Annotated in this window: 18 protein-coding genes; 11 read left to right on the top strand and 7 right to left on the bottom strand. The window is 62.8% G+C overall.

Annotation, left to right across the window (positions count from 1 at the left end; translation table 11 throughout):
• Nucleotides 1–69 precede the first annotated feature (69 nt).
• Nucleotides 70–630 carry a TATA-box-binding protein gene (locus tag BW940_RS08450; RefSeq protein ID WP_008161254.1) on the top strand — a complete coding sequence of 187 codons (561 nt, stop codon included), beginning with the start codon at nt 70–72 and terminating at the stop codon, nt 628–630.
• A gap of 197 nt (nt 631–827) precedes the next feature.
• Nucleotides 828–1223 (top strand): DUF7344 domain-containing protein, encoded by a 396-nt coding sequence (locus tag BW940_RS08445; protein WP_076608768.1) that lies wholly within the window; start codon nt 828–830, stop codon nt 1221–1223.
• 13 nt (nt 1224–1236) lie between these two features.
• Here BW940_RS08445 and hisG read toward each other — a convergent pair whose 3' ends face one another.
• The gene (gene hisG, locus BW940_RS08440; protein WP_076608767.1) at nt 1237–2103 is read right to left on the bottom strand and encodes an ATP phosphoribosyltransferase; all 867 of its coding nucleotides are present in this window, start codon (nt 2101–2103) and stop codon (nt 1237–1239) included.
• A gap of 224 nt (nt 2104–2327) precedes the next feature.
• Here hisG and BW940_RS08435 point away from each other — a divergent pair, with 224 nt between their 5' ends.
• Together BW940_RS08435 and BW940_RS08430 are read left to right on the top strand one after the other, a co-directional pair.
• Nucleotides 2328–2546 (top strand): hypothetical protein, encoded by a 219-nt coding sequence (locus BW940_RS08435; protein WP_076608766.1) that lies wholly within the window; start codon nt 2328–2330, stop codon nt 2544–2546.
• A gap of 140 nt (nt 2547–2686) precedes the next feature.
• Entirely contained in the window at nt 2687–5320 is a 2634-nt protein-coding gene (locus BW940_RS08430; protein WP_076608765.1) for a heavy metal translocating P-type ATPase, read from the top strand.
• Nucleotides 5321–5353: 33 nt separating this feature from the next.
• On the opposite strand, the gene BW940_RS08425 is transcribed toward BW940_RS08430, so the two are convergent.
• A complete protein-coding gene (locus tag BW940_RS08425; RefSeq protein WP_076608764.1) occupies nt 5354–6319 on the bottom strand; it encodes a stage II sporulation protein M in 966 nt (321 codons plus the stop codon).
• Between the two features lie 145 nt (nt 6320–6464).
• A complete protein-coding gene (locus tag BW940_RS08420; RefSeq protein ID WP_076608763.1) occupies nt 6465–6878 on the bottom strand; it encodes a DUF6069 family protein in 414 nt (137 codons plus the stop codon).
• A gap of 250 nt (nt 6879–7128) precedes the next feature.
• Here BW940_RS08420 and BW940_RS08415 point away from each other — a divergent pair, with 250 nt between their 5' ends.
• The 3 genes from BW940_RS08415 to BW940_RS08405 all read left to right on the top strand — a co-directional run bounded on the left by BW940_RS08415 (nt 7129) and on the right by BW940_RS08405 (nt 11144).
• Complete coding sequence (locus tag BW940_RS08415) at nt 7129–8427, top strand: amidohydrolase (RefSeq protein WP_076608762.1); 1299 nt, start codon at nt 7129–7131, stop codon at nt 8425–8427.
• Between the two features lie 253 nt (nt 8428–8680).
• A complete protein-coding gene (locus BW940_RS21475) occupies nt 8681–9574 on the top strand; it encodes a hypothetical protein (RefSeq protein WP_076608761.1) in 894 nt (297 codons plus the stop codon).
• A 280-nt stretch (nt 9575–9854) separates the two neighbouring features.
• Nucleotides 9855–11144 carry an adenosylhomocysteinase gene (locus BW940_RS08405; RefSeq protein WP_076608760.1) on the top strand — a complete coding sequence of 430 codons (1290 nt, stop codon included), beginning with the start codon at nt 9855–9857 and terminating at the stop codon, nt 11142–11144.
• Nucleotides 11145–11189: 45 nt separating this feature from the next.
• On the opposite strand, the gene BW940_RS08400 is transcribed toward BW940_RS08405, so the two are convergent.
• Both BW940_RS08400 and BW940_RS08395 read right to left on the bottom strand, forming a co-directional pair.
• The gene (locus BW940_RS08400; protein ID WP_076608759.1) at nt 11190–11945 is read right to left on the bottom strand and encodes a PAS domain-containing protein; all 756 of its coding nucleotides are present in this window, start codon (nt 11943–11945) and stop codon (nt 11190–11192) included.
• A gap of 93 nt (nt 11946–12038) precedes the next feature.
• Entirely contained in the window at nt 12039–12296 is a 258-nt protein-coding gene (locus tag BW940_RS08395) for a HalOD1 output domain-containing protein (RefSeq protein ID WP_076608758.1), read from the bottom strand.
• Between the two features lie 389 nt (nt 12297–12685).
• Between BW940_RS08395 and BW940_RS08390 the strand changes: the two genes are divergently transcribed.
• The 3 genes from BW940_RS08390 (at nt 12686) to hjc (ending at nt 19375) form a co-directional block, all read left to right on the top strand.
• The gene (locus tag BW940_RS08390; RefSeq protein ID WP_076608757.1) at nt 12686–17797 is read left to right on the top strand and encodes a PAS domain S-box protein; all 5112 of its coding nucleotides are present in this window, start codon (nt 12686–12688) and stop codon (nt 17795–17797) included.
• A gap of 101 nt (nt 17798–17898) precedes the next feature.
• Entirely contained in the window at nt 17899–18711 is an 813-nt protein-coding gene (locus tag BW940_RS08385; protein WP_076608756.1) for a CPBP family intramembrane glutamic endopeptidase, read from the top strand.
• Between the two features lie 142 nt (nt 18712–18853).
• Nucleotides 18854–19375 carry a Holliday junction resolvase Hjc gene (gene hjc / locus BW940_RS08380; protein WP_076608755.1) on the top strand — a complete coding sequence of 174 codons (522 nt, stop codon included), beginning with the start codon at nt 18854–18856 and terminating at the stop codon, nt 19373–19375.
• Between the two features lie 40 nt (nt 19376–19415).
• On the opposite strand, the gene BW940_RS08375 is transcribed toward hjc, so the two are convergent.
• Entirely contained in the window at nt 19416–19622 is a 207-nt protein-coding gene (locus BW940_RS08375; protein WP_006066060.1) for a zinc ribbon domain-containing protein, read from the bottom strand.
• Between the two features lie 61 nt (nt 19623–19683).
• Here BW940_RS08375 and BW940_RS08370 point away from each other — a divergent pair, with 61 nt between their 5' ends.
• The gene (locus tag BW940_RS08370; protein ID WP_235847783.1) at nt 19684–19959 is read left to right on the top strand and encodes a hypothetical protein; all 276 of its coding nucleotides are present in this window, start codon (nt 19684–19686) and stop codon (nt 19957–19959) included.
• Nucleotides 19960–20003: 44 nt separating this feature from the next.
• Here the strand turns inward: BW940_RS08370 and BW940_RS08365 are convergent, their stop codons facing one another.
• The gene (locus tag BW940_RS08365; protein WP_076608754.1) at nt 20004–21818 is read right to left on the bottom strand and encodes an acyl-CoA dehydrogenase family protein; all 1815 of its coding nucleotides are present in this window, start codon (nt 21816–21818) and stop codon (nt 20004–20006) included.
• Between the last annotated feature and the right edge of the window lie 91 nt (nt 21819–21909).

Below are 21909 nucleotides of genomic sequence, written 5' to 3'. Positions count from 1 at the left end.
ATATATACCGGATATATCAGGTGGCGGCACTAACCTTTATAAACCTTAAATACATCTTTTTAAGCGATTATGACCGACCCGAAGGACACCATCAACATCGAAAACGTGGTGGCGTCGACCGGCATCGGACAGGAACTCGACCTCCAGAGTGTCGCCATGGACCTCGAAGGGGCCGACTACGACCCCGAGCAGTTCCCCGGTCTCGTCTACCGTACCCAGAACCCCAAATCCGCCGCCCTGATCTTCCGATCGGGAAAGATCGTCTGTACCGGCGCGAAAAGCACCGACGACGTCCACGAGAGTCTGCGAATCGTCTTCGACAAGCTTCGTGAACTCCAGATCCAGGTCAACGAGGATCCCGAGATCGTCGTCCAGAACATCGTCACCAGCGCCGACCTCGGCCGGAACCTCAACCTGAACGCGATCGCGATCGGGCTCGGTCTCGAGAACATCGAGTACGAACCCGAACAGTTCCCCGGGTTGGTCTACCGACTCGACGATCCCGAAGTCGTCGCCCTGCTGTTTGGGTCCGGGAAACTCGTTATTACCGGCGGCAAAAAACCAAAGGACGCCGAACACGCCGTCGACAAGATCGTCTCCCGACTCGAAGACCTCGGCTTACTCGAGTAATCGCCCCTTTTCGAGCGGTCGTTTCTCGCCATCGCCAGTCGTAACGGACAGGACGGTTTATCCAGATGCTCGTTTCTTTGGTCGGGTTTGCAATCGTTTACGCCCGTTCGAACGGTTCATACTGGGCTGAATTGGGGCTGAGCGAGCCGAACGACTGCGCTCGTTTATCTGCCCTTGTTGCTGAGTTTCAGCTATCGATGACGATCCACACAGACCGACTGACGACCGCCCTGGATCGCCGTGGGCCTGACAGCGGCGAGGCGCTCGAGACGGCGCTCCAGTTCGAGGACTCCATCCCACGCGTGGCGGCCCGTCGGGTGCTCGACAACGATCGTCGCCGCGAGGTGCTTCGCTATCTGCTCACCGCGGATGAGCCACTCGAGGTCCGGACGCTGGTTGCACGGATCGCCGACGTCGAACACGACGCGGCGGCTGTGACGCCGTTGCTCGATCTCCGCCAGCGGATCCATGTCTCGCTGTGTCAGACACACCTTCCGCTGCTCGAAAACTACCGTATCCTGTCGTACGATCAGGCCTACGGGCTCGTGACCCCCGGGGCGACGCTTTCGGCGTTTGAATCGCTGCTCGAGTAATCGTCGGTCGAGGTTACTCGACTAGTCGCTCGATTTCGGTCACCAGAATGTCGCTCGCGCCGGCCTTTTTGACCTCGGTGATCGTCTCGAAGACGTCACCTTCGTTGACAACGGCGTGGACGGCCACCTTCTCGTCGCCCACCTCGCCATCCTCGCCGGCGATGTTCATCACCGTCGGCCCGCCAAGGCCGGGGATAACGTCGCGAACGGCGTCGAGTTTCGCCGTCGGCACGTTCATCATCAGGTAGCGTTTCCCCTCCGCCTGCTTGACCGACGCCAGCGCAGTCCGGACCTCCTCGACTTTCGGGTTCTCGAGGACGTCGTCGCGCCCGAACAGGCGCACGGAACTCGAGAGGACCTCGTCGACGACGGCCAGTCGGTTCATTTTGAGTGTCGTCCCTGTGCTCGTGATATCGACGATGGCATCGGCCATCTCGACGTGGGGCGTTAGCTCCGTCGCCCCAGTAACCTCGACGATGTCGGGGTCGATACCGGCGTCGGCGAAGAAGTTCGAGGTGATGTTCGGGAACTCCGTGGCGACGGTTTTGCCGGCCATGTCCGCGACAGTCTCCAACTCGCCGTCTTCCGGCGCGGCAAGAACGAGTCGACAGCGCCCGAACTCGAGGTCGAGCAACTCTTCGACGTTGTCGACGCGGGCCTCACAGACCTGATCGTAGCCGGTGATCCCGAGATCGGCCGCGCCGTCGGCGACGTACTCCGGGATGTCCGCTGCGCGGGCAAAGAGCACGGAGACGTCGGGGTCGACGGTGTCGGCGTAGAGTTTCCGGTCGGCACCGTTCTCGAGATGGAGCCCCGCCCGCTCTAAGAGGTCGATCGTCGGCTCGTGCAGGCGGCCCTTGTTGGGAACGGCGATTCGCATTGTCAGGTCGTTAGTGACGAGAGGGCAACTGTCTTTTCATTCAGCACTCCGTCGACACGTATTGTGCTACCTGTTCACGACACTCATAATACTCGGGTGTCCCGACGCTGTGGGGTCGTAACTCCCCATCGCTGTGCACTCGGCGCTGTCTCGAATCAGTTCGAGTTACAGCGAGCATGAACCATCCACATTCCTTATATTCCTGACGAGTGTAACGAACGTACATGGCAAGCATACAGTCGACAGACGCGGCGACGGCCGAAGACGAGACTGACGCGGAAACCACCGAACGCGAGGACGAGACGGCCGTGAGCGAAGCCGAACCCGACACGGAAACGGCGTCAGACGACTCGCGGACGCTCGTCACACTCCTCAAAGTGGCAGGTGTCGTCCTCGTGTTGGCTGCTGTTCTCTGGTGGCTCCGCTCGGACGACGAGGAGTGACGTTGATCAGCCGGTGACGTGAGCTGACGTTTCAACAAAACTAATTTCGCCCACTCACTTTCTATTCAAAACTCTAATTTTGAAATAATAACTGTTTACAATCCCAAATCGGCTTGAACGTGTAGTTCCTATCTCCTCCTATGAGTACGAGACGAGCGCATTTCGAGATCACTGGCATGTCCTGCTCGACGTGTTCGGGGTCCGTCGAGGATGCAGTCAGTGAACTCGAGGGTGTCGAATCGGTTAGTGCGAACTACGCGACCGACGAGGGAACGGTCGCGTACGACCCCGACGTCGTCTCGCTGTCGGCGATCTATGACGCGATCGAGGACGCGGGCTACGAGGCCGCCTCGGAAACGAGGACGATCTCCGTCATGGGGATGTCGTGTTCGACCTGTTCGCAGGCGGTCGCCGACGCGGCCACCGACCTGCCGGGAGTCGTCCGAGCGGACGTGAACTTCGCCACCGACGAAGCGACCGTCGAGTACAATCCGGCTGACGTCTCGCTGGCGGCGATCCACGACGCCATCGAGGACGCCGGCTACGAACCGGTTCGCGACGACGCCGACGACACGCAAGGGGAGAGCCAGCGCGAACGCGCCGTCGAGACGGAACTGCGCCGCCAGCGCTGGCTGGTAATCGGCGGCGGCGTGCTTACGCTGCCGTTCGTCCCGATCATGCTCGCGATGCTCGGGTTCACGCCGCCGCTTCACGAGGTCCTCGGCGTTGAGATGTGGCTGATCGAATCCCTCGAGTTCGTCCTCGCGACGATCCTGATGGCCACGCTTGGCCGGGAGTTCCTCGTTGGTGCGTACCGGGCGTTTGCCAACAACCGTCGGGCCAACATGGACACGCTGGTCGCGATGGGGACCTCGACGGGCTACGTCTACAGTACGGCCGTCCTGCTTGGAACCATCGCCGGTGCTGGCCTCTACTTCGAGGCTGTCGCCTTCATCCTCTGGTTCATTACGCTGGGCAACTGGCTCGAGGTCCGCTCGAAAGCCCGTGCGGGCAGCGCCCTGCGGGAACTGCTCGAGATGGAGGCCGACGAGGCGACCGTCGTTGAAGATGGAGAAGAGCGGCAGGTGCCGCTCGAGGACGTCACGGTCGGCGACGTACTGAAGGTCCGGCCGGGCGAGAAGATTCCGACGGACGGCGTGGTCGTCGACGGCCAGAGCGCGGTCGACGAGTCGATGCTGACCGGCGAGTCGGTGCCGGTCGAAAAAGGCGAAGGCGACGAGGTCGTCGGCTCGACGATCAACGAGAACGGCGTCCTCCTCATCGAAGCGACGAAAGTCGGCTCCGAGACGGCGATCCAGCAGATCGTCAACCGGGTCAAGGAGGCCCAGTCCCGCCAGCCCGAGATCCAGCGGCTGGTGGATACGGTCAGCGCCTACTTCGTCCCCGCAGTCATCGTCAACGCCGTCGTCTGGGCGATGCTCTGGTCGCTCTTTCCCGAACAACTGGCCGCGTTCGTCGACTGGCTGCCGCTGTGGGGCCCCGTCAGCGGCGGGCCCGAAGTCGCCGCCGTCGGCGGTGCGGGCGTTCCCGTTCTCGAGTTCTCGGTGATCGTGCTCGCCTCCGCGCTGTTGATCGCCTGTCCCTGTGCGCTGGGGCTCGCGACGCCGGCCGCGACGATGGTCGGCTCGACACTGAGCGCGACTAACGGCGTCCTGTTCAAAGGCGGTGACGTGCTCGAGCAGGTTCGCGGGATTGACACGATCGTCTTCGACAAGACGGGGACGCTGACTCACGGCGAGATGACGCTGACCGACGTCGAACTTGTTGGCGAACGGACGGCAACTGACGGTGGCGGACCCGATCCCGCGCCGGATGGCGGTGTGCTCACCGAACGCGAGGAACCCCTCGAGTCGTACGTCTTAGGCGCGGCCGCGTCGGCCGAATCCGGCTCCGAACACCCGATCGCACGGGCGATCGTCGACGGTGCCAACGAGCGCGGCGTCACGGTCGGCGAGGTCAGCGAGTTCGAGAACGTCCCCGGCCACGGCATTCGCGCCGAGACCGACCGCGGCACCGTCCTGATCGGCCGCCGAAAGCTCCTCGAGGACGAGGGGATCGACACCGACCCCGCCGAGGAGACGCTGATGCGCCTCGAGCGCGAGGGGAAGACGGCGATGCCCGTTGCAGTGGACGGAGACCTGCTGGGCGTGCTCGCGGTCGCCGACGAGGTCCGCGAGAGCGCTACGGAAACCGTCGCCGCGCTGCGCGAGCGGGGAACGACGGTCGTGATGCTCACCGGCGACAACGAGCGGACGGCCCATGCGGTCGCCAAACAGGTGGGGATCGACCCCGACAACGTGCGCGCGGAAGTGCTCCCGGAGGACAAAGCCGACCACATCGAGGACCTCCAGGCGGACGGCTCTCGTGTGATGATGGTCGGCGACGGCGTCAACGACGCCCCTGCGCTGACGACCGCACAGGTCGGCGTCGCCATCGGATCGGGCACTGACGTCGCCATCGAGAGCGCCGACGTGACGCTGATGCGTGACGACCCCGCGGACGTGCTCAAGGCCGTTCGCATCTCCGAGGCGACGATCGCGAAAGTGCGCCAGAACCTCTTCTGGGCACTCGTCTACAACGCCACACTCATCCCGATCGCGTCGCTCGGCCTCCTGAATCCCGCCCTCGCCGGGCTAGCGATGGCCTTCTCGAGCGTGAGCGTGATGACAAACAGCCTCTCCTTTGCGACGTACGACCCCCACGAAGACTACCGACTGGCGGTCCTGAAACCGCTCGAGTGGCTCCGCCGATAACGCGACAGAAGGTCGCTCGCCGCGTTCGGGCGATCAGACCGCAACCAGCGCGTCCGCGAGGAGGCCGGTCACGTAGGCCTCGACGAACGCGGCGAGAACGAGCAGCAACCACGCGAAGCCGACCAGCGCGGCCGTTTGCGCGAGATACCGTTTCGTAACCAGCGATGCCCTCGAGCCGGCGATCCGCTGGCCGATCCGGTGGACAAACCGGAATCCCACGCCGGCGGCGACGAACAGCGCCGGGAGTTCGAAGATCCCGTGGGGGACGAGCAAGGCGAAAATCACGCCGAGGCCGGTTTGGGCACCCATTGCGGCGACGATATTGCCGACGAGAACGCCGTTGAACACCATGATCAAGAGCGTCACGGCACCGAGGGTGATCGCGCCGGCGATCGCCGCCAGAAACGGTGGCGTGTTGTTCATGATGAAAAACGACGCCGAGAGCTCGAGGCCGCCCTCGCCGGGCAGGTCGTCCTCCCCGAACTCCTCCATGATCATCTCGAGGAACAGGTCGGTCAGATCGATTCCGGCCGCATAGAGCAGTACCCCGATAACGCCGCCGACGGCGAACACCCCGGCCGAGAACCAGACGTACGGTCGGTGTTCGGCCCACGCGTCGTCGAGCATCCCGAATACGGTGGGCGTCGTTCGACCAACGACTGCGATCGCCCCCAGACCGAGTCCGAGGACGGCCGCCCCGGCAGCCGCCCGCGTTGCAGCGTGGGCGGCGAGGATCGTAGCCGCGGTGACGAACGCGATCACTGCGAGCGCGGCCGTCAGGCCGGTCCAGCGGCGGATCGTCGCCGAATCGGGCGGTTCCGGCGGTTCCGCGTCGCCTCCGGTGTCCGGACCCGGCCCCGGACTCGAGGGCGTTTCCTCGGTGTCGGTGCCGGGATCGACCGTCGGATACTCCGATTGTGACTCGCCGCGGTCGTCTTCGGTGTGGTGCTCGGTGCCCGTCTCGCGCCGCCCCTCTCGGTCGGCTCCGCGTTCGTTCATCGTATTATGTAACCCCTTAGACCCACTACGGATGATCAGTTTGATTTCGATGCGCGCTGATAGATGGTAGCGGCCGCCGGTAAAATAGGTATGCGGGTCGGTCGTGACGCGGCCGTCGCTCCACGTTCCGCAATCAGCGGCAGTTTCAGCGTGTGAGCACGCCAACACAGATGACCGCCGTCGTGACGTGCATCACGCCGAGGATGGTGCCGGCTACGAGGCTCCCACCGGGTTGATCGGGGATCACTGTGAAATCGGGAATCAGCGAGAGGAGGAGAACGATCGCTGCGACGATGACGAACAGCCGATCAGGGTTGGTGGCGATTCGCGTCAGAACACCGTAAGTTACCGTTGCACCGACGACCCCGAGAGCCGTAAACAGCGTTACCGGACCGTACGTTAGCGCGTCTAATTCTGGGGCGATACCACCAGTGTTCGCCCCGAACACGATAACCCAGTTGACGGCCAATGAAAGCACAAGCGCTCCCGCTCCCGACAGTGTAAGGCCTTTTACAGAGGCTGTTTTCTCTGCTGTGGAACCCGCTGTTTCTGAAGCCATGACTGTGCGTACCATTCAGACGATGAAAAACGTTCCATAGGCGATTATTCTAACACTCCTGCGCTGGTGAATTAGAAGCGTCGACGAGAGACACGCCCTGTATTCGGCGCGGCTCTGTCGACGAGGACCTCCACTATCGCTGATTTTTCTGGCGCTCGAGCGAAAAGGGATGGCGACGGTCGATGCCGTTCAGCTCCGGTGAGCGCCGGGATCGACAGTATAAACGCCGTCCAACGAGAACCATCGGCCAATGACGACACTGGCGATCACCGGCGGGCAAGTGCTGTTGCCCGATCTGACGGTGACGCGTGCGGACGTACTGGTCGATCAGGACGGCGGCGAGATCCTCGAGTTCGGCGACGAGCTCGCTGGAGAGGCTGACGACACCCTCGACGCTGAGGGCTCACTCGTCACGCCCGGCTTTGTCAACGGCCACTGTCACGTCGCTATGACGTTGCTCCGTGGTCATGCCGACGACAAGCCCCTCGACGCGTGGCTGCAGGAGGATATCTGGCCCGTCGAGGCCGAACTGACGGCCGACTCCATCCGTGCTGGTACCGAACTCGGTGTCCTCGAGATGATTAAATCCGGGACGACGTCGTTCGCGGACATGTACTTCTTCGTGCCGACGATCGCTGATGTGGTCGCGGAGGCGGGGCTGCGTGCCCGACTCGGCCACGGCGTGATCTCCGTCGGGAAAGACGAAGAAGCGGTCCACGAGGACGCCCAGGAAGGCCTCGAGGTCGCCGCAGAGGTCGACGGCATGGCCGACGGCCGGATCACGTCCGCGTTCATGCCCCACTCGTTGACGACCGTCGATGGCCAGTACCTCTCGGAGTACGTCCCGAAGGCCCGCGACCTCGACGTCCCGGTCCACTACCACGCAAACGAGACCGAGGACGAGGTGACGCCGATCGTCGAGAACCACGGCGTGCGCCCGCTCGCCTACGCGGCCGAGAAGGGGATGCTCGAGTCCGAGGACTTCTTCGCCCACGGTGTCCACGTAGACGAAAGCGAGATCGGCCTGCTCGCGGAGGCCGGCACGAGCGTGATCCACTGTCCGGCCTCAAACATGAAACTGGCCAGTGGGATGGCCCCCGTCCAGCGGATGCTCGAGGCGGGCGTCACGGTCGGGTTGGGTACCGACGGTGCGGCCTCGAACAACGATCTCTCGATGCTGGACGAGGCCCGCGACGCGGCCATGCTCGGCAAACTCGCTGCCGACGACGCGAGCGCGGTGCCCGCCGAGGCCGTCGTGAAGATGGTAACACAGGGCAGCGCCGACGCCATCGGCCTCGACACCGGCCGCCTCGAGGTGGGTGCCCCTGCTGATTTCGCCGTGATCGACCTCGAGCAACCCCATCTGACCCCACAGCACGACCTTGTCAGCCACCTCGCCTACGCCGCCGCGGCGTCGGACGTCCGCCACACCGTCTGTGACGGACAGGTGCTCATGCGCGACCGGGAGGTCCTGACCCTCGACGAGGATGCTGTGCGAGCGCGTGCCACTGAGGAAGCCGAGGCACTGATCGCTCGCGCCGACGACTGATAGGGATTCTCGCAGCCAGCCGGTTGTCTCTATCCAGCTGTGCAGTTTCCGTGGCTCGGTCTCCGTGCCGCAAATCTCTGAATAGCTACGAGAATCCCTATGAGTCACCTTCCGTTCGAGCGTGTAAACGAAAACCGAACGCTCAGAGGCGGTTATAAACACTTAAAACGGTTTGTGATACGTTTCAGTGAGTCGAAACCCTAGCGAACTGCCGGGTGGGTTTATTCACAATCTCCTGAATGTCTCGAGTGAAATGCATAGACGAACACTGTTCGCGGTGGCACTGGCCGCCGTCATGTTGCTGTCGGTGTTCGCGCTGCCGGGTATGGCCGCGGCAAGCGCGACTGCAGAGGAACCGACCACCTCGATCACGGACGAGGATCTCGATGAAGATTCGACTGAGGAAGATTCCACGGAGGAGGACTCGACTGAGGAAGATTCCACGGAAGAAAATTCCACGGAGGAGAACTCCACTGAAGAGGACACGGGCCTCTCGATCACCGTCACGGCCGACGGTGACGAGTACCTCGCCACGGTCACGATGGACGGCGACGGCGTCGAGAACACGAGCGTGTCCGTCTCGACCGTCGACGAAAACGTCTCCTACGCGGGCAACGGAACGTACACGACGGACGACAACGGGACCGTCTCACTCGAGGCCCCGACGGGCAACGAAAGCGTCGACGTCTCGCTCGAGACGACCGTCGACGGCGAGACCGCCACGGAGACGACGACGCTCGACCCAGCCGGCGATGAGGACGCCGAACCGGAGACGTTCGGCGCGCTCGTCAGCCAGTTCGTCGAGGAGAACAAGGACGACACTGACGGCCCGTTCGGGCTCTCGGTGGCGAACTTCGTCCTCGAGCACAACCCGGGTAACGCACCCGACCACGCGGGGCCGCCGAGCCACGCCGGCCCACCGAGCGACGGTGACGAAAAGAAAGACAACCAGGGCCCGCCGGCGCACGCTGGTGGCCCACCAGGTGAGGACGACGGCGCAGACGACGCTGAAGATGCCGACGATGCTGAAGATGCAGACGACGCTGAAGACGCCGACGACGCTGAAGACGCAGACGACGAAGATAGCGACGATGACACCAGATCGGGTAACGGCGGTGGACCGCCGGAACACGCTGGTCCGAACTAACGACTGGACTCGCGAACAGCGGTCGATGGTTCGTCTCCGGAACGTCAGAGGCACGATCCCATCGCCGCTGTCCGACGGTCGACCGTCGCACTGACGCGGACGCGATCGGTCGAGACGGTCGAACTGAAGCGATTCGAAACCACTGTTTTTCGCCGCTCGAGGGCTTGAACACGGGCTGATGGATGCGAGCCGCGGTATCGCTTGCATCGTCGAGTCCGCCCTCGAGTCGCGTCGTCGCTGGTTCGGTAGCGTTTTGCCTCCGCTATCCCTCAGTCGATGTATGACCGAATCTGCGTATCCGCCGATCAGCGATCAGTTGGCGGAGCTCGAATCCGCACAGGAGGAGGGTCGTCGGAAGATGGACTGGGCCGCCCAGCATATGCCCATCCTCGAACACGTCCGCGAGGAGTTCGTCGCCGACCAGCCCTTCGCGGGCGAACGCATCGCGATGGCGATGCACGTCGAGGCGAAGACGGCAATTCTCGTCGAGACGCTCGCGGAGGGTGGCGCGGAGGTTGCCGTTACCGGCTGTAACCCGCTGTCGACCCACGACGACGTCAGCGCGGCGCTCGACACCCACGAGAACATTACCAGCTACGCCAAACGCGGCGTCGACGACGAGGAGTACTACGAGGCGATCGAGGCTGTCATCGCCCACGAGCCGACGATCACTGTCGACGATGGGATGGACCTCGTCGCGGCGATCCACGAGGACTACCCCGAACTGATCGAGGGCATCATCGGCGGGGCCGAGGAGACGACGACGGGTGTCCACCGACTGCGCGCGATGGACGACGACGGGGCGCTTGACTATCCCGTCTTCGCGGTCAACGACACGCCGATGAAGCGGCTGTTCGACAACGTCCACGGGACCGGCGAGTCCTCGCTGGCCTCGATCGCCATGACCACGAACCTCTCGTGGGCCAGCAAGAACGTCGTCGTCTCGGGCTACGGCTACTGTGGTAAAGGCGTCGCGAAGAAAGCATCCGGCCAGAACGCGAACGTCATCGTCACCGAAGTCGAGCCACGACGCGCCCTTGAGGCCCACATGGAAGGCTACGACGTGATGCCCATGTCGGAAGCGGCCGAAGTCGGCGACGTCTTCCTGACGACGACGGGCAACCGCGACGTCATCGTCGAAGAGCACTTCGAGAAGATGCAAGACGGTGTGTTGCTCGCGAACGCCGGCCACTTCGATATCGAGATCGACCTCGAGGCACTCGACGACCTCACAGTCGACCGCTACGAAGCCCGTGACGGCGTCGAAGCCTACGAACTCGAGGACGGCCGCCGACTCAACGTCATCGCAGAGGGTCGACTCGTCAACCTCGCCGCGCCGGTCTCGCTTGGCCACCCCGTCGAGGTAATGGACCAGAGCTTCGGCGTGCAGGCGGCCTGTGTGCGTGAACTAGTTGACAACGGTGACGAGTACGACGCAGGCGTCCACGACGTCCCCGACGAACTGGACAAGGAGATCGCGGAGATCAAACTCGCAGCAGAAGGCGTCGCGTTCGACTCGCTCACGGAGACCCAGCGCGAGTACATGGGGTCCTGGGACCACGGCACATAAGCGTCAACGCGATTTGATGTCACGGTTCGATTTTTTGTCTCGCCGTTAGGGCGTGTCGACCGCGAACACTAGACTCCCGTCCTCGAGGCCGCCAAGTCGAACTTTGACGGGAAAGGTCTCGCCCGATGTTCGACAGCCGATACAGCTTCCAGTCCAGCGCCAGCCGTCCGCGACGGTTGGAATCGCCGCCGTCTCGAGGCGCTCGACACTTTCGTCGGTAAACAGCGCCTGCCACGGCGTTCCGGGAAGGTCGTCCCGATCGGTGCCAAACTGCACCGCAAACGAGCGGTTCGTAAACTCGAGGTCGTCGTTGGGTGCAGCGATTGCGATCGCGTCGCTGGCGAGTTCGACGCTAGCCAGCGAACGCCGGGACAGCGCCTCGAGTCGTCGACGCTTGATGAGGGTGTGGATACGGTGGCTGAGGTGTTCGACCGGTGGGTCCGATTCCTGCTGTCTCACGTAGTCGATCCACTGGTGGGCCCGGACTGTTTCGATGACTGTTGTCGACGCGATGGACTCGTCGACGAGGAAGACGACCGGAAGGTCGGGGATCCGTTCTTTGACTCGCTCGAGGAGGTCGTCGGTTGCCATTGGGTACTCGCTGACGAGACAGTCGACCCCATCGAGACACGTCGAGCGGGGCGTACTCGACGCCGTCGTACGGACGTCGAAGTCGTCGTCATCGAGACCCGCTTCGAGTTGGTCTCTCCACTGGCGGTCGCTGACGATGGCCAGTACTGTGAGTTGATTGGCGGCCGATGCTGGCGCAGCGCGAAGCGGCGTCATCGATGGGCCAGTCATTGGAACACCTCCGCGTTCGTCAGGTGTGTTACGCCAGGATGTTGGTCGGGTCGATCGAAAACCGGTGCCCGAACTGTGGTGCGTTCTCGGCGCTTATGACCGTTCATGGACCGTCTCGTCGACGATGATGGTCCCGTCACCACGAACTTCGACCGTGTGACTGCCGTATGCGAACGTGACGTTCGCGTTTGCAGTTGTCTCCGCTTGAAAAAGCTGATCGAGTGCTTCAGGATCGATAGCATGATACAGCGGCTCGAGCTCGGTCGGGTCGGTCCCTGTTTCCGCAGCGAGCGCTTCGATAACGGAGAGACTGATCGAATCGTTGTGATAATCGAGCGTTGTTCCGGGCATTTCGTTCGTTCAGATGCGAACGATGGGCATCTGCCTATCCATTATATATGTAATCTCGCCCCAGCTCGGACACTATATGTATTGAATGGGGCTGAACTCGCACACAAATCCGAGACACACAGGATGCATAGTACACGGTTCGAATGAACGCTAGCGAGTTGAATGATGGTCGACACTGATCGGCAGTGCACACTCCATGACCCACTGTTCGGTGTCAGTGTGGACTCCGTTTCAGGTTCGATTGCTGTTGGACGTGTCGACGGATATCTCGACAGTTGATCGGTCTCTCTGATTGGATTATAATAAATACAACCAATTTAGAGATAAATCATCACTCTAAGTAGTGTATAAACCACTCATGTCATCTGTGATGGCTTCGTACTCAACCCATGGCTTTCCCGTCGTTTTGTGGGATTTCACTCGACTCCGTTACTGAGCGGCAGCCCCTGCTGTTCGTGTTCGGAATCGGTGTCGTTTCGCTGCTGGCGATTGTGGGACCGTGGCCGGAACTGCCGATCGGTTCGCCACTGCTTGTCGGGCTCGCTGTGCACGGTGGTGGCAGCCGAGAGACGGCGATCGAACGACTGACAGCCGACGTCGAAGCGTTGGCGGCCTCGATCGACGACGATCAATCGCCGACGGACGCCGAGGTCGATCGAGCGGCCCGGCTTCGAACCGACGGGGTCTCAATCGACCTCGAGCGAGACGACGAACTCGGACCGCTAGCCGAAGCCGTCGACACGGTGGTGACGGCAGTCGAGAAGCGGGAACGACGGTTCGCCGACCGTGAACAGGAGTTACAGGCAACGGCCGAACAGTGTCGTTCGGTTATCGAATCGTCTCCGGCAGCGCTCGTCGCCGTCGATCGCGACGGGACCGTCGAACAGTGGAACCCGGCAGCCGAGCGTCTCTTCGGGTGGAGCGCTGCGGAGGTCCGTGGCGAACCCCTGCCGATCATCCCCGCGGAGCGAGCCGACGAGAGCGAGCGATTCCGTGATCGACTCGAGGCCGGCAAATCGATCACCGGCGTCGAGACTGAGCGACTGACCGCGGATGGCTCACTCATCGACGTGACCCTCTCGAAAGCACCGATCCGGGAGCGTGGTGACGTCGTCGGGGCCGTCACTGTACTCACGGACATCACCGACCGAAAGGCACGCGAGCGACGACTGGAAACGACGAGTGCACGGCTCGAGGCGCTGTTCGAGTATTCGCCCGATATGATCGACGTCCTCGATCCTGACGGGACGATTGTCGACGTGAACAGGCGGTTCTGTGACGAACTGGGGTATACCGAGGACGACCTGCTCGGAACGAAGATCTGGGAGTACGACGAATCGTTCGACGCAGCCGACGTCCAGACGCTGCTCGAGGGCGTCTCAGTCGACAGCCGACGGAAGTTCGAAGGACAGTATCGACGGTGCGACGGCTCGACGTTCCCGGTCGAGATCCACCTCATTCGGATCGCCCTCGCCAACGAGGATCGCTTTCTCGTGATCAGTCGAGACATCACCGACCGCAAGGAGCGCGAGCAGACGCTTCGAGAGCGTGAACGCCAGCTAACGACGCTGATGAGCAACGTTCCCGGCATGGTCTATCGCTGTCGAAACGAGCGCGACTGTTCGTTCGAATTCGTCAGTGACGGCTGTCTCGAGCTCACCGGCTACGACCCCGACGACCTCGTCGACGGCGACGTCGACTGGTTTTCCGACGTCGTCCTCGAGGATCACGACGAACGCTGGGAGACGATTCAGGACGCCGTCGCCGAGCGGGACCTATTCTACGCGACGTTCCCGATCGAGACGGCCGACGGCGAGCGCCGCTGGGTCACCGAACGCGGCCGCGGCGTCTTCGACGACGAGGGCTCGCTCGAGGCGGTCGAAGGCGTCCTCACCGACGTCACCGACCGGGTCGAAAACGAGCGCGACCTCGAGCGCACCACCCGGCTGCTCGAGCAGTCCCAACGGGTGGCGAACATCGGGGCCTGGGAACTCGACGTTCGCAACGAGCCCTACGAGCTCCAGTGGTCCGACGAAGTCGCCCGGATCTATGGCCTCGAGCCGGACCCCAACATCGGACTGGCGGAGTCACTCGAGTTCTATCACCCGGACGATCGGGACGCGCTCCGATCGGCGGTCGACCGCGCAATCGAACGGGGAGAACCGTACGATCTCGAACTCCGGCTGCTGCCGGCCGACAGCGACGACGAGCGCTGGGTTCGGTCCATCGGCGAGCCAGTCCGGGCGGACGGCGAGGTCGTCAAACTACAGGGTTCGATACAGGATATTACCGATCGGAAGCGGCGTGAACGGGACTTGCGCGAGACGAAACGGCGACTCGAACTCGCACTCGAGGGGACGAACACGGGGATCTGGGAGCTAAATATCGAAACGAACGACCTCGACTGGAACGACACGTTACAGCAGATTGTCGGTCTCGAGCCCGGCGAGTTCGAGGGGACGTACGAGGCCTTCATCGAACGCGTGCATCCCGAAGATATTTCTCGAATCGAGGCCGCACTTGAGCAGGCGATCGAGAACGACGAACTGTATCGGGACGGGTTCCGGCTCCGACACGAGAACGGCGACTGGATCTGGGTCGGCGGCCGTGGCCGACTGGTGGTCGACGAGGACGGCACACGGCGGATGGTCGGGATCAACAACGACATTACCGAACGCAAGCGCCTCGAGAACGAACTCGAGCGCACGCTCGACCGGATCAACGACGCGTTCCACGCGGTGGATACGGAGTGGAATATTACGTACGTCAACGCACAGGCCAAGGAGTTGCTCGAGGCCGACGATCGGGAACTGATCGGCAACACCCTCTGGGAGGAGTTCCCCAGTGCCGTCGACTCGCGGTTCGAGGCGGAGTATCGCCGCGCGATGCAGACACAGGAAGCAGTCACGTTCGAGGAGTACTCGCCGGTCGTCGACGCCTGGCTCGAGGTGAGTGCCTACCCCTCCGAGAGCGGATTGTCGGTGTACTTCCGCGACATCACCGACCGCAAGGCACGCGAGCGCGAACTCGAGCGCTACGAGACGATCATTCAGGCACTCGGTGACCCCGTCTACACACTCGATGCCGAAGGCGAGTTCCAGTTCGTCAACGACGCGATCGAAACGCTCGCGGGCTACGAGCCGTCGGACCTGATCGGAGCCGATGTCTCCGATCTCCTGCCACCGGACGAGCTCGAAACGGCCAGGGAACTGGTCCGTGACCTCCTCCGTGAAGGAACGCCGTACGAGGCCTATGAAGGCGATCTCATCACCGCAAACGGAGAGACGATCGAGACGGAGACACATGTTGCACTGTTACCGATGGACAATAGCGAGTTCACCGGGACCGCGGGCGTCATCCGCGATATTACCGAGCGAAAGGAACGCGAACGCGACCTCGAGCGCTCGACGGACCTCTTAGAGCGCGTCCAGCGCATGGCGAAAGTCGGCGGCTGGGAACTCGACGTCCACACCGATCCGCCGGAAGCGACCTGGACCGAGGAGCTGTATCGCCTGTACGAGCTCCCCCATGACGTTACCCCAACCCTCGAGACGACGATCGAGTGCTACCATCCGGACGACCGGCCGTTCGTCCGCGACCGGCTCGAGACCGCAATCGCGACCGAGTCAGGCTACGAGCTCGAAGCCCGACTCGAGACCGATTCGGACGACACCACGTGGGTGCGAGCGATGGGCGAACCCATTCACGACCGCGAGGGAACCCTCCGCACGTATCGAGGCACAGTGCAGGATATCTCTGACCAGAAACGGCGGGAACTAGTGCTCGAGTCACTCCACGACACCGCCCGTGAGCTGCTCAATGCAGAGACGACGCCAGCAGTTGCCGAGCTCGCCGTCGAGACAGCCGCGGAGTTACTCGAGTCTGGAAGTGCAAGCGTCTACGTCCTCGATGCCGAGACGAACCAGTTCGAGCCGGCCGCGTCGACGGCTGACTTCGTCGACCAAGCCGGTGGCGCGCCGTCGATCAGGGCCGGTGATGGTGATTCCGTCCTCTGGAACACCTATGTCACGGGGACACAGACGGTCGTCGACGACGCCGATATCGGTGCCCGCTCGCCGCTGTTCGGCGACGACGTTCCGGGTGGGCTGGTGGTTCCGATCGGCAACCACGGCGTGTTCGTCCTGATTGCGCCGCCGTCGACCATCGACGACGAGACGCGGCAGTTCGTCGAGACGCTCGTCGCGACGACTGAGACCGCGTTCGACCGCCTCGAGAGCGAGGCAACGCTTCGGGACCGCGATGCGGAACTGGAAGCCCAGAACAGTCGCCTTCGACGCCAGGTCCAGATCACCGAGATTATCAGAGGGATCGACCGATCGCTCATCGGTGCCGACAGCCGCAGCGAGATCGAACGGACCGTTCTCGAACAGTTACTCGAGGCAGATCACGTCTCGTTCGCCTGGATCGGGGCACTCGACGCAAGCGGGACGTCACTCGAGCCACGCACCTGGGCCGGCACCGATCCGGAGTATTTGGATGCCCTGTCGCTCGAGATCGAAGCCGAGTCCGACGAACCCGCACTCCGGACGATTCGGTCGGAGACGCCGACGGTCGTCGAAAACGTCGTTGAAGGGATCAAACGTGAGCCGTGGCGACGGAGCGCACTCGATTCGGGATTCCAGTCGGTCGTCTCCGTGCCGATTGCCTTCGAAGAGTACGGCTACGGCGTCCTGACGGTCTATGCGGACGAACCGGACGCGTTCGGTGACCTCGAGCGAACGGTGTTTGCGGAACTCAGCGAGGGGATCGCCAATGCGATCACCGCGGCGAAAACCCAGGCGGCGTTACACGCCGAGACGCTCGTCGAACTCTCGCTCGACCTCGTGGCGGACGACGATATTCTGTCTCGGATCGCGGCGACGACCGGCGCTCACGTCGGCTACGAGGGGCTTGGAACCCACTCCGGATCGGAAACGGCCCTCTTTTTCGAGACCAGTGGTGTGTCGCCGGCCGACGTCCAAGCCGTTCTCGACGATCTCGTCTCCGTCACGGAGTATCGACTCATCTCCGAGTCGGATGGCACCTGTCTTTTCGAGGCGACCGTGTCGGGCGACGTCGTCGCTTCGCGGCTGGTCCGCCACGGCGGCAGTCCGCGATCGATCCACGCCACCGGCACGGCGATCGACGTCACCGTCGACGTCCCCACGACGACCGACGTCCGCGAGTTTATCGACATGCTCGAGGATCACTACGAAGCCGTCGAGTTACAGTCACGTCGCCACGTCCAGCGGACGACCCACACCAGACAGGAACTGGTAACGTCGCTGTTCGACGAACTGACCGATCGACAACTCGAGGTGCTTCGAACGGCGTACCTGGCTGGCTTCTTCGAGTGGCCACGCGAGAGCACCGGCGAGGAGATCGCCGACATGCTCGAGGTTACACAGCCGACGATCAACCGGCATCTCCGAATCGGCCAACAGCGGCTGCTCGAGCAGTTATTCGAGGCCGAATCCCTCTTACTCGCCGAGGGACTGTGACAGCCTCTTTGCCGTACCCGACGTGACTCGCCGTCGCTTGGCAGTGTTGACTCCCTTCGGCGAAAGGAACACCCAAGAAGGACGCACCCGTAACTCCCCGTATGGAAACGCCCTCCCAACATCGTGACGGTGCGCCGCTTCGATCGACGCTCGTCGCTGTCGGACTGACAATTTTCGGGCTGGTCGGGGCCAGTATCGCGACGGTTCCAGCTATTCTTGCCGATCCAGCGCTGCTCGAGGGAATGGCCGATGCCTCGATCGAAAGCCGTACGCTGTATATGATCCTGAACTTCGTCGGGATGGCGCTGGCTGGGGGGCTCTATCTCGCCGCCACCGGCCGCGGCTGGTCGTACGTTGACGTTCGTATGCCGACGAAAACGGGCTGGTGGTACGTCTTCGGCGGGATCCTCGCCAGTATCGCGTTCCTGTTTGCCGTCAATATCCTGTTGCAACTCTTTTCGATACCAGCCGCGGAGAGCAACGTCGTCGAAGTCGTCGGCCAGGACCAGACCATGATCCTGATCATGATCGTCATCGTCTTCTTTTTCAACGCGCCGGCCGAGGAGTTCCTCTTTCGGAACGTCGTCCAGAAACGCCTCTACGACGCCTTTACGCGGATGCAGTCGGTGGTGCTCGCAAGCACCATCTTCGCGCTCGTGCATTTCCCGATGTACGTGACACTCGCCGAGTCGATGCTCGCGACCGCGTCCTCGCTCGCGATTATGTTCGGCGGTGCGCTCATTTTCGGCTATCTCTACGCGAAAACCGACAACCTCCTCGTGCCGACGGCGGCCCACGCCGCGCTCAACGCCTTCCAGTTCGGTGTCCTCTATCTCGCCGTCGAGTACGACATCGAGACGGCCGAACCGGCCCCATCGGTGCTGCTCGACGCCTTCGGGGCCGTTCCGCTGTAGCCTCACTCGAGGCGTGTTCGCCGTCGAGTCACCTCTGCGATCTCATCCCACGGTATCGTCCCTTCCCAGCCCACGCGATCATCCAGCCGCTTACTACGCCGTCGTCCGTCCCTTTATTACCAGCCGCCGGCGAAAGTCTGGTATGTCTCAGGCGAAGGGTGACCGCCGCGAACGGGAACTCGTCAACGAACTCGATGCGGCCGGCTTTGCAGTGATGCGTGCCCCCGCAAGCGGCTCCGCGACGGAACGTGAACTCCCCGACGTGCTCGCCGGCGACGGTGAACGGTTCTATGCAATCGAGGCCAAATCCAGCGCCGGCGATCCGATCTACCTCACCGGCGAAGAGGTCGAGGCGCTGATCTACTTCGCGCAGAACTTCGGCGCGAAACCCCGGATCGGCGTCCGCTTCGACCGCGAAGACTGGTATTTTTTCCATCCTGCCGACCTCTACGTCACCGACGGCGGCAACTACCGAGTAAAAAAGGAAACCGCGCTCGCCGACGGAACTGACTTCGCCGAGTTCGTCGGCCGCTCGCAGAAAGTCACCCTCGAGGAGGTCAGCAATGACGGCGACGATGGTCCGGACGAAGACATCCTTCGCGTGCTCACGGCCGTCGAGCAGGGTGTCATGGAACTCGAGGAAGCCGCGACGCTGCTCGAGTGAGCGAGTCGGATTTCGTGATGTCGACTGAGTCCGCGCGGACTCAGCCGAGAAAGAGGTCGATCATGTTGTTGCTCGAGTCACCACGGTACAGTTCCGAGTAGCCGCAGTTGGCACACGAGACGACTCGGAATCGCCGGTTCTGAACGTCGAAGAGTTTCGAGAGCCCGGTGCCGGAGGTGGCGATGTCGTCGACTTCCGTCTCGGTGTGGCCGCACTTCGGACAGCCCTGATCGCTATCGGAGACCATACTCGCCGTTCGTGATCGCTCGTTGAATATGTTATTGTCGGATAACGTCGAACGTGGAATCATGGTCGCCGCGTTACTCGTATTCGTGCTCCTCCTGTCGGTGCTGGTCCCACTCGTCCTCTATCTCCTGATCAGTAACGAAATCGCGAACCCGACCCTCGTCGACCGCGAAACCGCTGAACGCGAGGCGAAAGCACAGGGCGGGCTCGGAACCCGCGGTCGGGATCGAGACGCCGACGGTCGAGCTGGCCCGAGCGCGGACACAAACGGGCGTGCCAGCGGCGACACCGAAACCAATTCCTGGGGGGTACAGTCGCCTCGAGGACAACGAGGATAGACGAGCGCCATAGGACGTGACGAGAAGCGACCGACGCCGAGTGATCACGTCTCAAGCGTCTCGGGATCGACCGGCGCATACTGCACGATCGACTCGAACGCCTCGAGCGCCAGCCGATCTCCGCTTGCGATCCCGCGGGCTGTCTGTGCCTCGAGTTCGTTCGCGACAAACCGCCGGGCGACCAGCGCCAGCCGCCCGTTGCCGGCCTCGAGGTGGGTCTGGGCCTGCTCGAGCAACAGCGCGGCGGTAAAGACGTCGAAGACGTAGTGGGCCAGCCGCTTGGCCGACAGCTGTGCGTACTCGGCGTCCTCGCCGGCCAGTGTCGCAAGCGCGCCCGCAAGATCGTGATACTCGGTTTCGACCGTCTCGACAGCCGCGGCCAGAGCCGGATGCGAAACGCTCGCGAGGCGGTCCTCGATCGTCTCGAACAGCGGTTCGTGGGCGTCTTCTCGCTCGAGTGCGCGGAGCACGTCCAGCGAGAGGATGTTTTCGGTGCCCTCCCAGATCGGCAACACCTGTGCGTCCCGGAGCAAGCGATTCGTGACGAAGTCGTCGACGTAGCCGTTGCCGCCGTGGATCTCCATGCCGTAGGAAGCCGTCTCGACGGCCAGTCGGGCAGTTCGCAGCTTTGCGATCGGAATCAGTAGTCGCATCAGTCGGTAGGCGTCGTCAGCGTCTTGCCCAGTGCGCTCGGCCCGCTCGCGTTCCGAAAACAGCCGCGCCGCCTCGAAGACGTACGCCACCGCAGCCTCGTGGTCGACGGCCATATCGACCAGATCAGCACGCATCAGCGGGTACTGGTCGATCGTTTCACCGAAGGCTTCGCGATTTGCGGCGTAGATCTTGCTCTCGAGCAACACGCGCCCGATGATGCCACAGGAGGCGGCGGCGTTCGACAGTCGCTCGAGGTTGAGCATCTCGGTCATCTGCTTGAACCCGCGTTCCTGTTCGCCGACGAGGTGGGCTTTCGCGCCGTCGAACTCGACCTCGCCCGTGGGAACGGCGATCGTGCCGAGTTTGTCCTTGAGCCGGCGATACAGCTGGTCGTTGACCGCGCCGGGCGAAAGCGGGCCGTCCTCGAGGCGGTCGCCCTTGGTGAGGGGGCCGTCCACTCCGGCCGGGTCGGCGTGGGGGACGAGAAACATCGAGAGCCCGTCAGTCCCGTCGGGGGCATCGGGGGTCCGGGCGAGGGCGAGCGTCCCTTCGGCGTCGATATTCGAACAGAACCACTTCTCGCCCGTGAGTCGCCAGCACTCGGCATCTTCGTCCCACTCGGCCCGCGTTTCGTTCGCGCCGACGTCGCTGCCGCCCTGTTTCTCGGTGAGAAACATCGCCCCCTCGATGAGATCGGCGTACTCTCGGCTCGTCAGTGCGTCGGAGTACGCCGACAGCGAGCCGTCATCAAATTTCTCGAGGACGAGCGCTGCACCTGCGGTCATCGCGACCGGGCAGTCGAAACCCGGATCCGCATAACACAACAGGTACTGCATCGCGAGGTTGTGCGACAGCGGCATCGGCTCGTCGCGACCCGGCGGAGCTTCGAACGCGTCCGCGACGATTCCCATCTCGTATGCCAGCCGCTCGTTCTCGAGTTGCTCGGCCGGGTAGCGAACCCGGTTCCACACGTCACCGTGTTTATTGTAGGGCTCGAGTTCCGGCCCGTGGTCGTCGATGTAGTCGGCGTTGTCCGCGATCGTCTGACCGACGATCGAGCCGAACTCCTCAAGTCGTGAGTGTGCCCACTCGAACTCGTCGTCAGTGTAAATGCGCTGGAGTTCGCGCCGGAGGGTCCGATCGAGGTTCCAGTAGTTGACTGCCCGTCCCTCCTCGAACTGGCCGTAGTCGATGCTCGAGTCCATAGCATGGTTATTGTTGATGATCGACAATAAAACGGGCGTGAGTCAACGATTCCTGCGTTGGTGGCCGTTGTCGTTGGGCACTGTTCGGACG

This window comes from Natronorubrum thiooxidans (assembly GCF_900156475.1).
GTDB classification, from domain to species: domain Archaea; phylum Halobacteriota; class Halobacteria; order Halobacteriales; family Natrialbaceae; genus Natronorubrum; species Natronorubrum thiooxidans.
This window is presented reverse-complemented; position numbering and strand designations above follow the sequence as displayed.

Bases quoted from the DNA above. Each gene is read 5' to 3' on its own strand.
- BW940_RS08395 (WP_076608758.1), bottom strand. From the start codon at position 12,296: ATGCCCGGAACAACGCTCGATTATCACAACGATTCGATCAGTCTCTCC.
- BW940_RS08385 (WP_076608756.1), top strand. From the start codon at position 17,899: ATGGAAACGCCCTCCCAACATCGTGACGGTGCGCCGCTTCGATCGACG.
- BW940_RS08400 (WP_076608759.1), bottom strand. From the start codon at position 11,945: ATGACTGGCCCATCGATGACGCCGCTTCGCGCTGCGCCAGCATCGGCC.
- hjc (WP_076608755.1), top strand. From the start codon at position 18,854: ATGTCTCAGGCGAAGGGTGACCGCCGCGAACGGGAACTCGTCAACGAA.
- BW940_RS08450 (WP_008161254.1), top strand. From the start codon at position 70: ATGACCGACCCGAAGGACACCATCAACATCGAAAACGTGGTGGCGTCG.
- BW940_RS08390 (WP_076608757.1), top strand. From the start codon at position 12,686: ATGGCTTTCCCGTCGTTTTGTGGGATTTCACTCGACTCCGTTACTGAG.
- BW940_RS08375 (WP_006066060.1), bottom strand. From the start codon at position 19,622: ATGGTCTCCGATAGCGATCAGGGCTGTCCGAAGTGCGGCCACACCGAG.
- hisG (WP_076608767.1), bottom strand. From the start codon at position 2,103: ATGCGAATCGCCGTTCCCAACAAGGGCCGCCTGCACGAGCCGACGATC.
- BW940_RS08445 (WP_076608768.1), top strand. From the start codon at position 828: ATGACGATCCACACAGACCGACTGACGACCGCCCTGGATCGCCGTGGG.
- BW940_RS08365 (WP_076608754.1), bottom strand. From the start codon at position 21,818: ATGGACTCGAGCATCGACTACGGCCAGTTCGAGGAGGGACGGGCAGTC.
- BW940_RS08405 (WP_076608760.1), top strand. From the start codon at position 9,855: ATGACCGAATCTGCGTATCCGCCGATCAGCGATCAGTTGGCGGAGCTC.
- BW940_RS08420 (WP_076608763.1), bottom strand. From the start codon at position 6,878: ATGGCTTCAGAAACAGCGGGTTCCACAGCAGAGAAAACAGCCTCTGTA.
- BW940_RS08425 (WP_076608764.1), bottom strand. From the start codon at position 6,319: ATGAACGAACGCGGAGCCGACCGAGAGGGGCGGCGCGAGACGGGCACC.
- BW940_RS08435 (WP_076608766.1), top strand. From the start codon at position 2,328: ATGGCAAGCATACAGTCGACAGACGCGGCGACGGCCGAAGACGAGACT.
- BW940_RS08370 (WP_235847783.1), top strand. From the start codon at position 19,684: ATGGTCGCCGCGTTACTCGTATTCGTGCTCCTCCTGTCGGTGCTGGTC.
- BW940_RS08430 (WP_076608765.1), top strand. From the start codon at position 2,687: ATGAGTACGAGACGAGCGCATTTCGAGATCACTGGCATGTCCTGCTCG.
- BW940_RS08415 (WP_076608762.1), top strand. From the start codon at position 7,129: ATGACGACACTGGCGATCACCGGCGGGCAAGTGCTGTTGCCCGATCTG.
- BW940_RS21475 (WP_076608761.1), top strand. From the start codon at position 8,681: ATGCATAGACGAACACTGTTCGCGGTGGCACTGGCCGCCGTCATGTTG.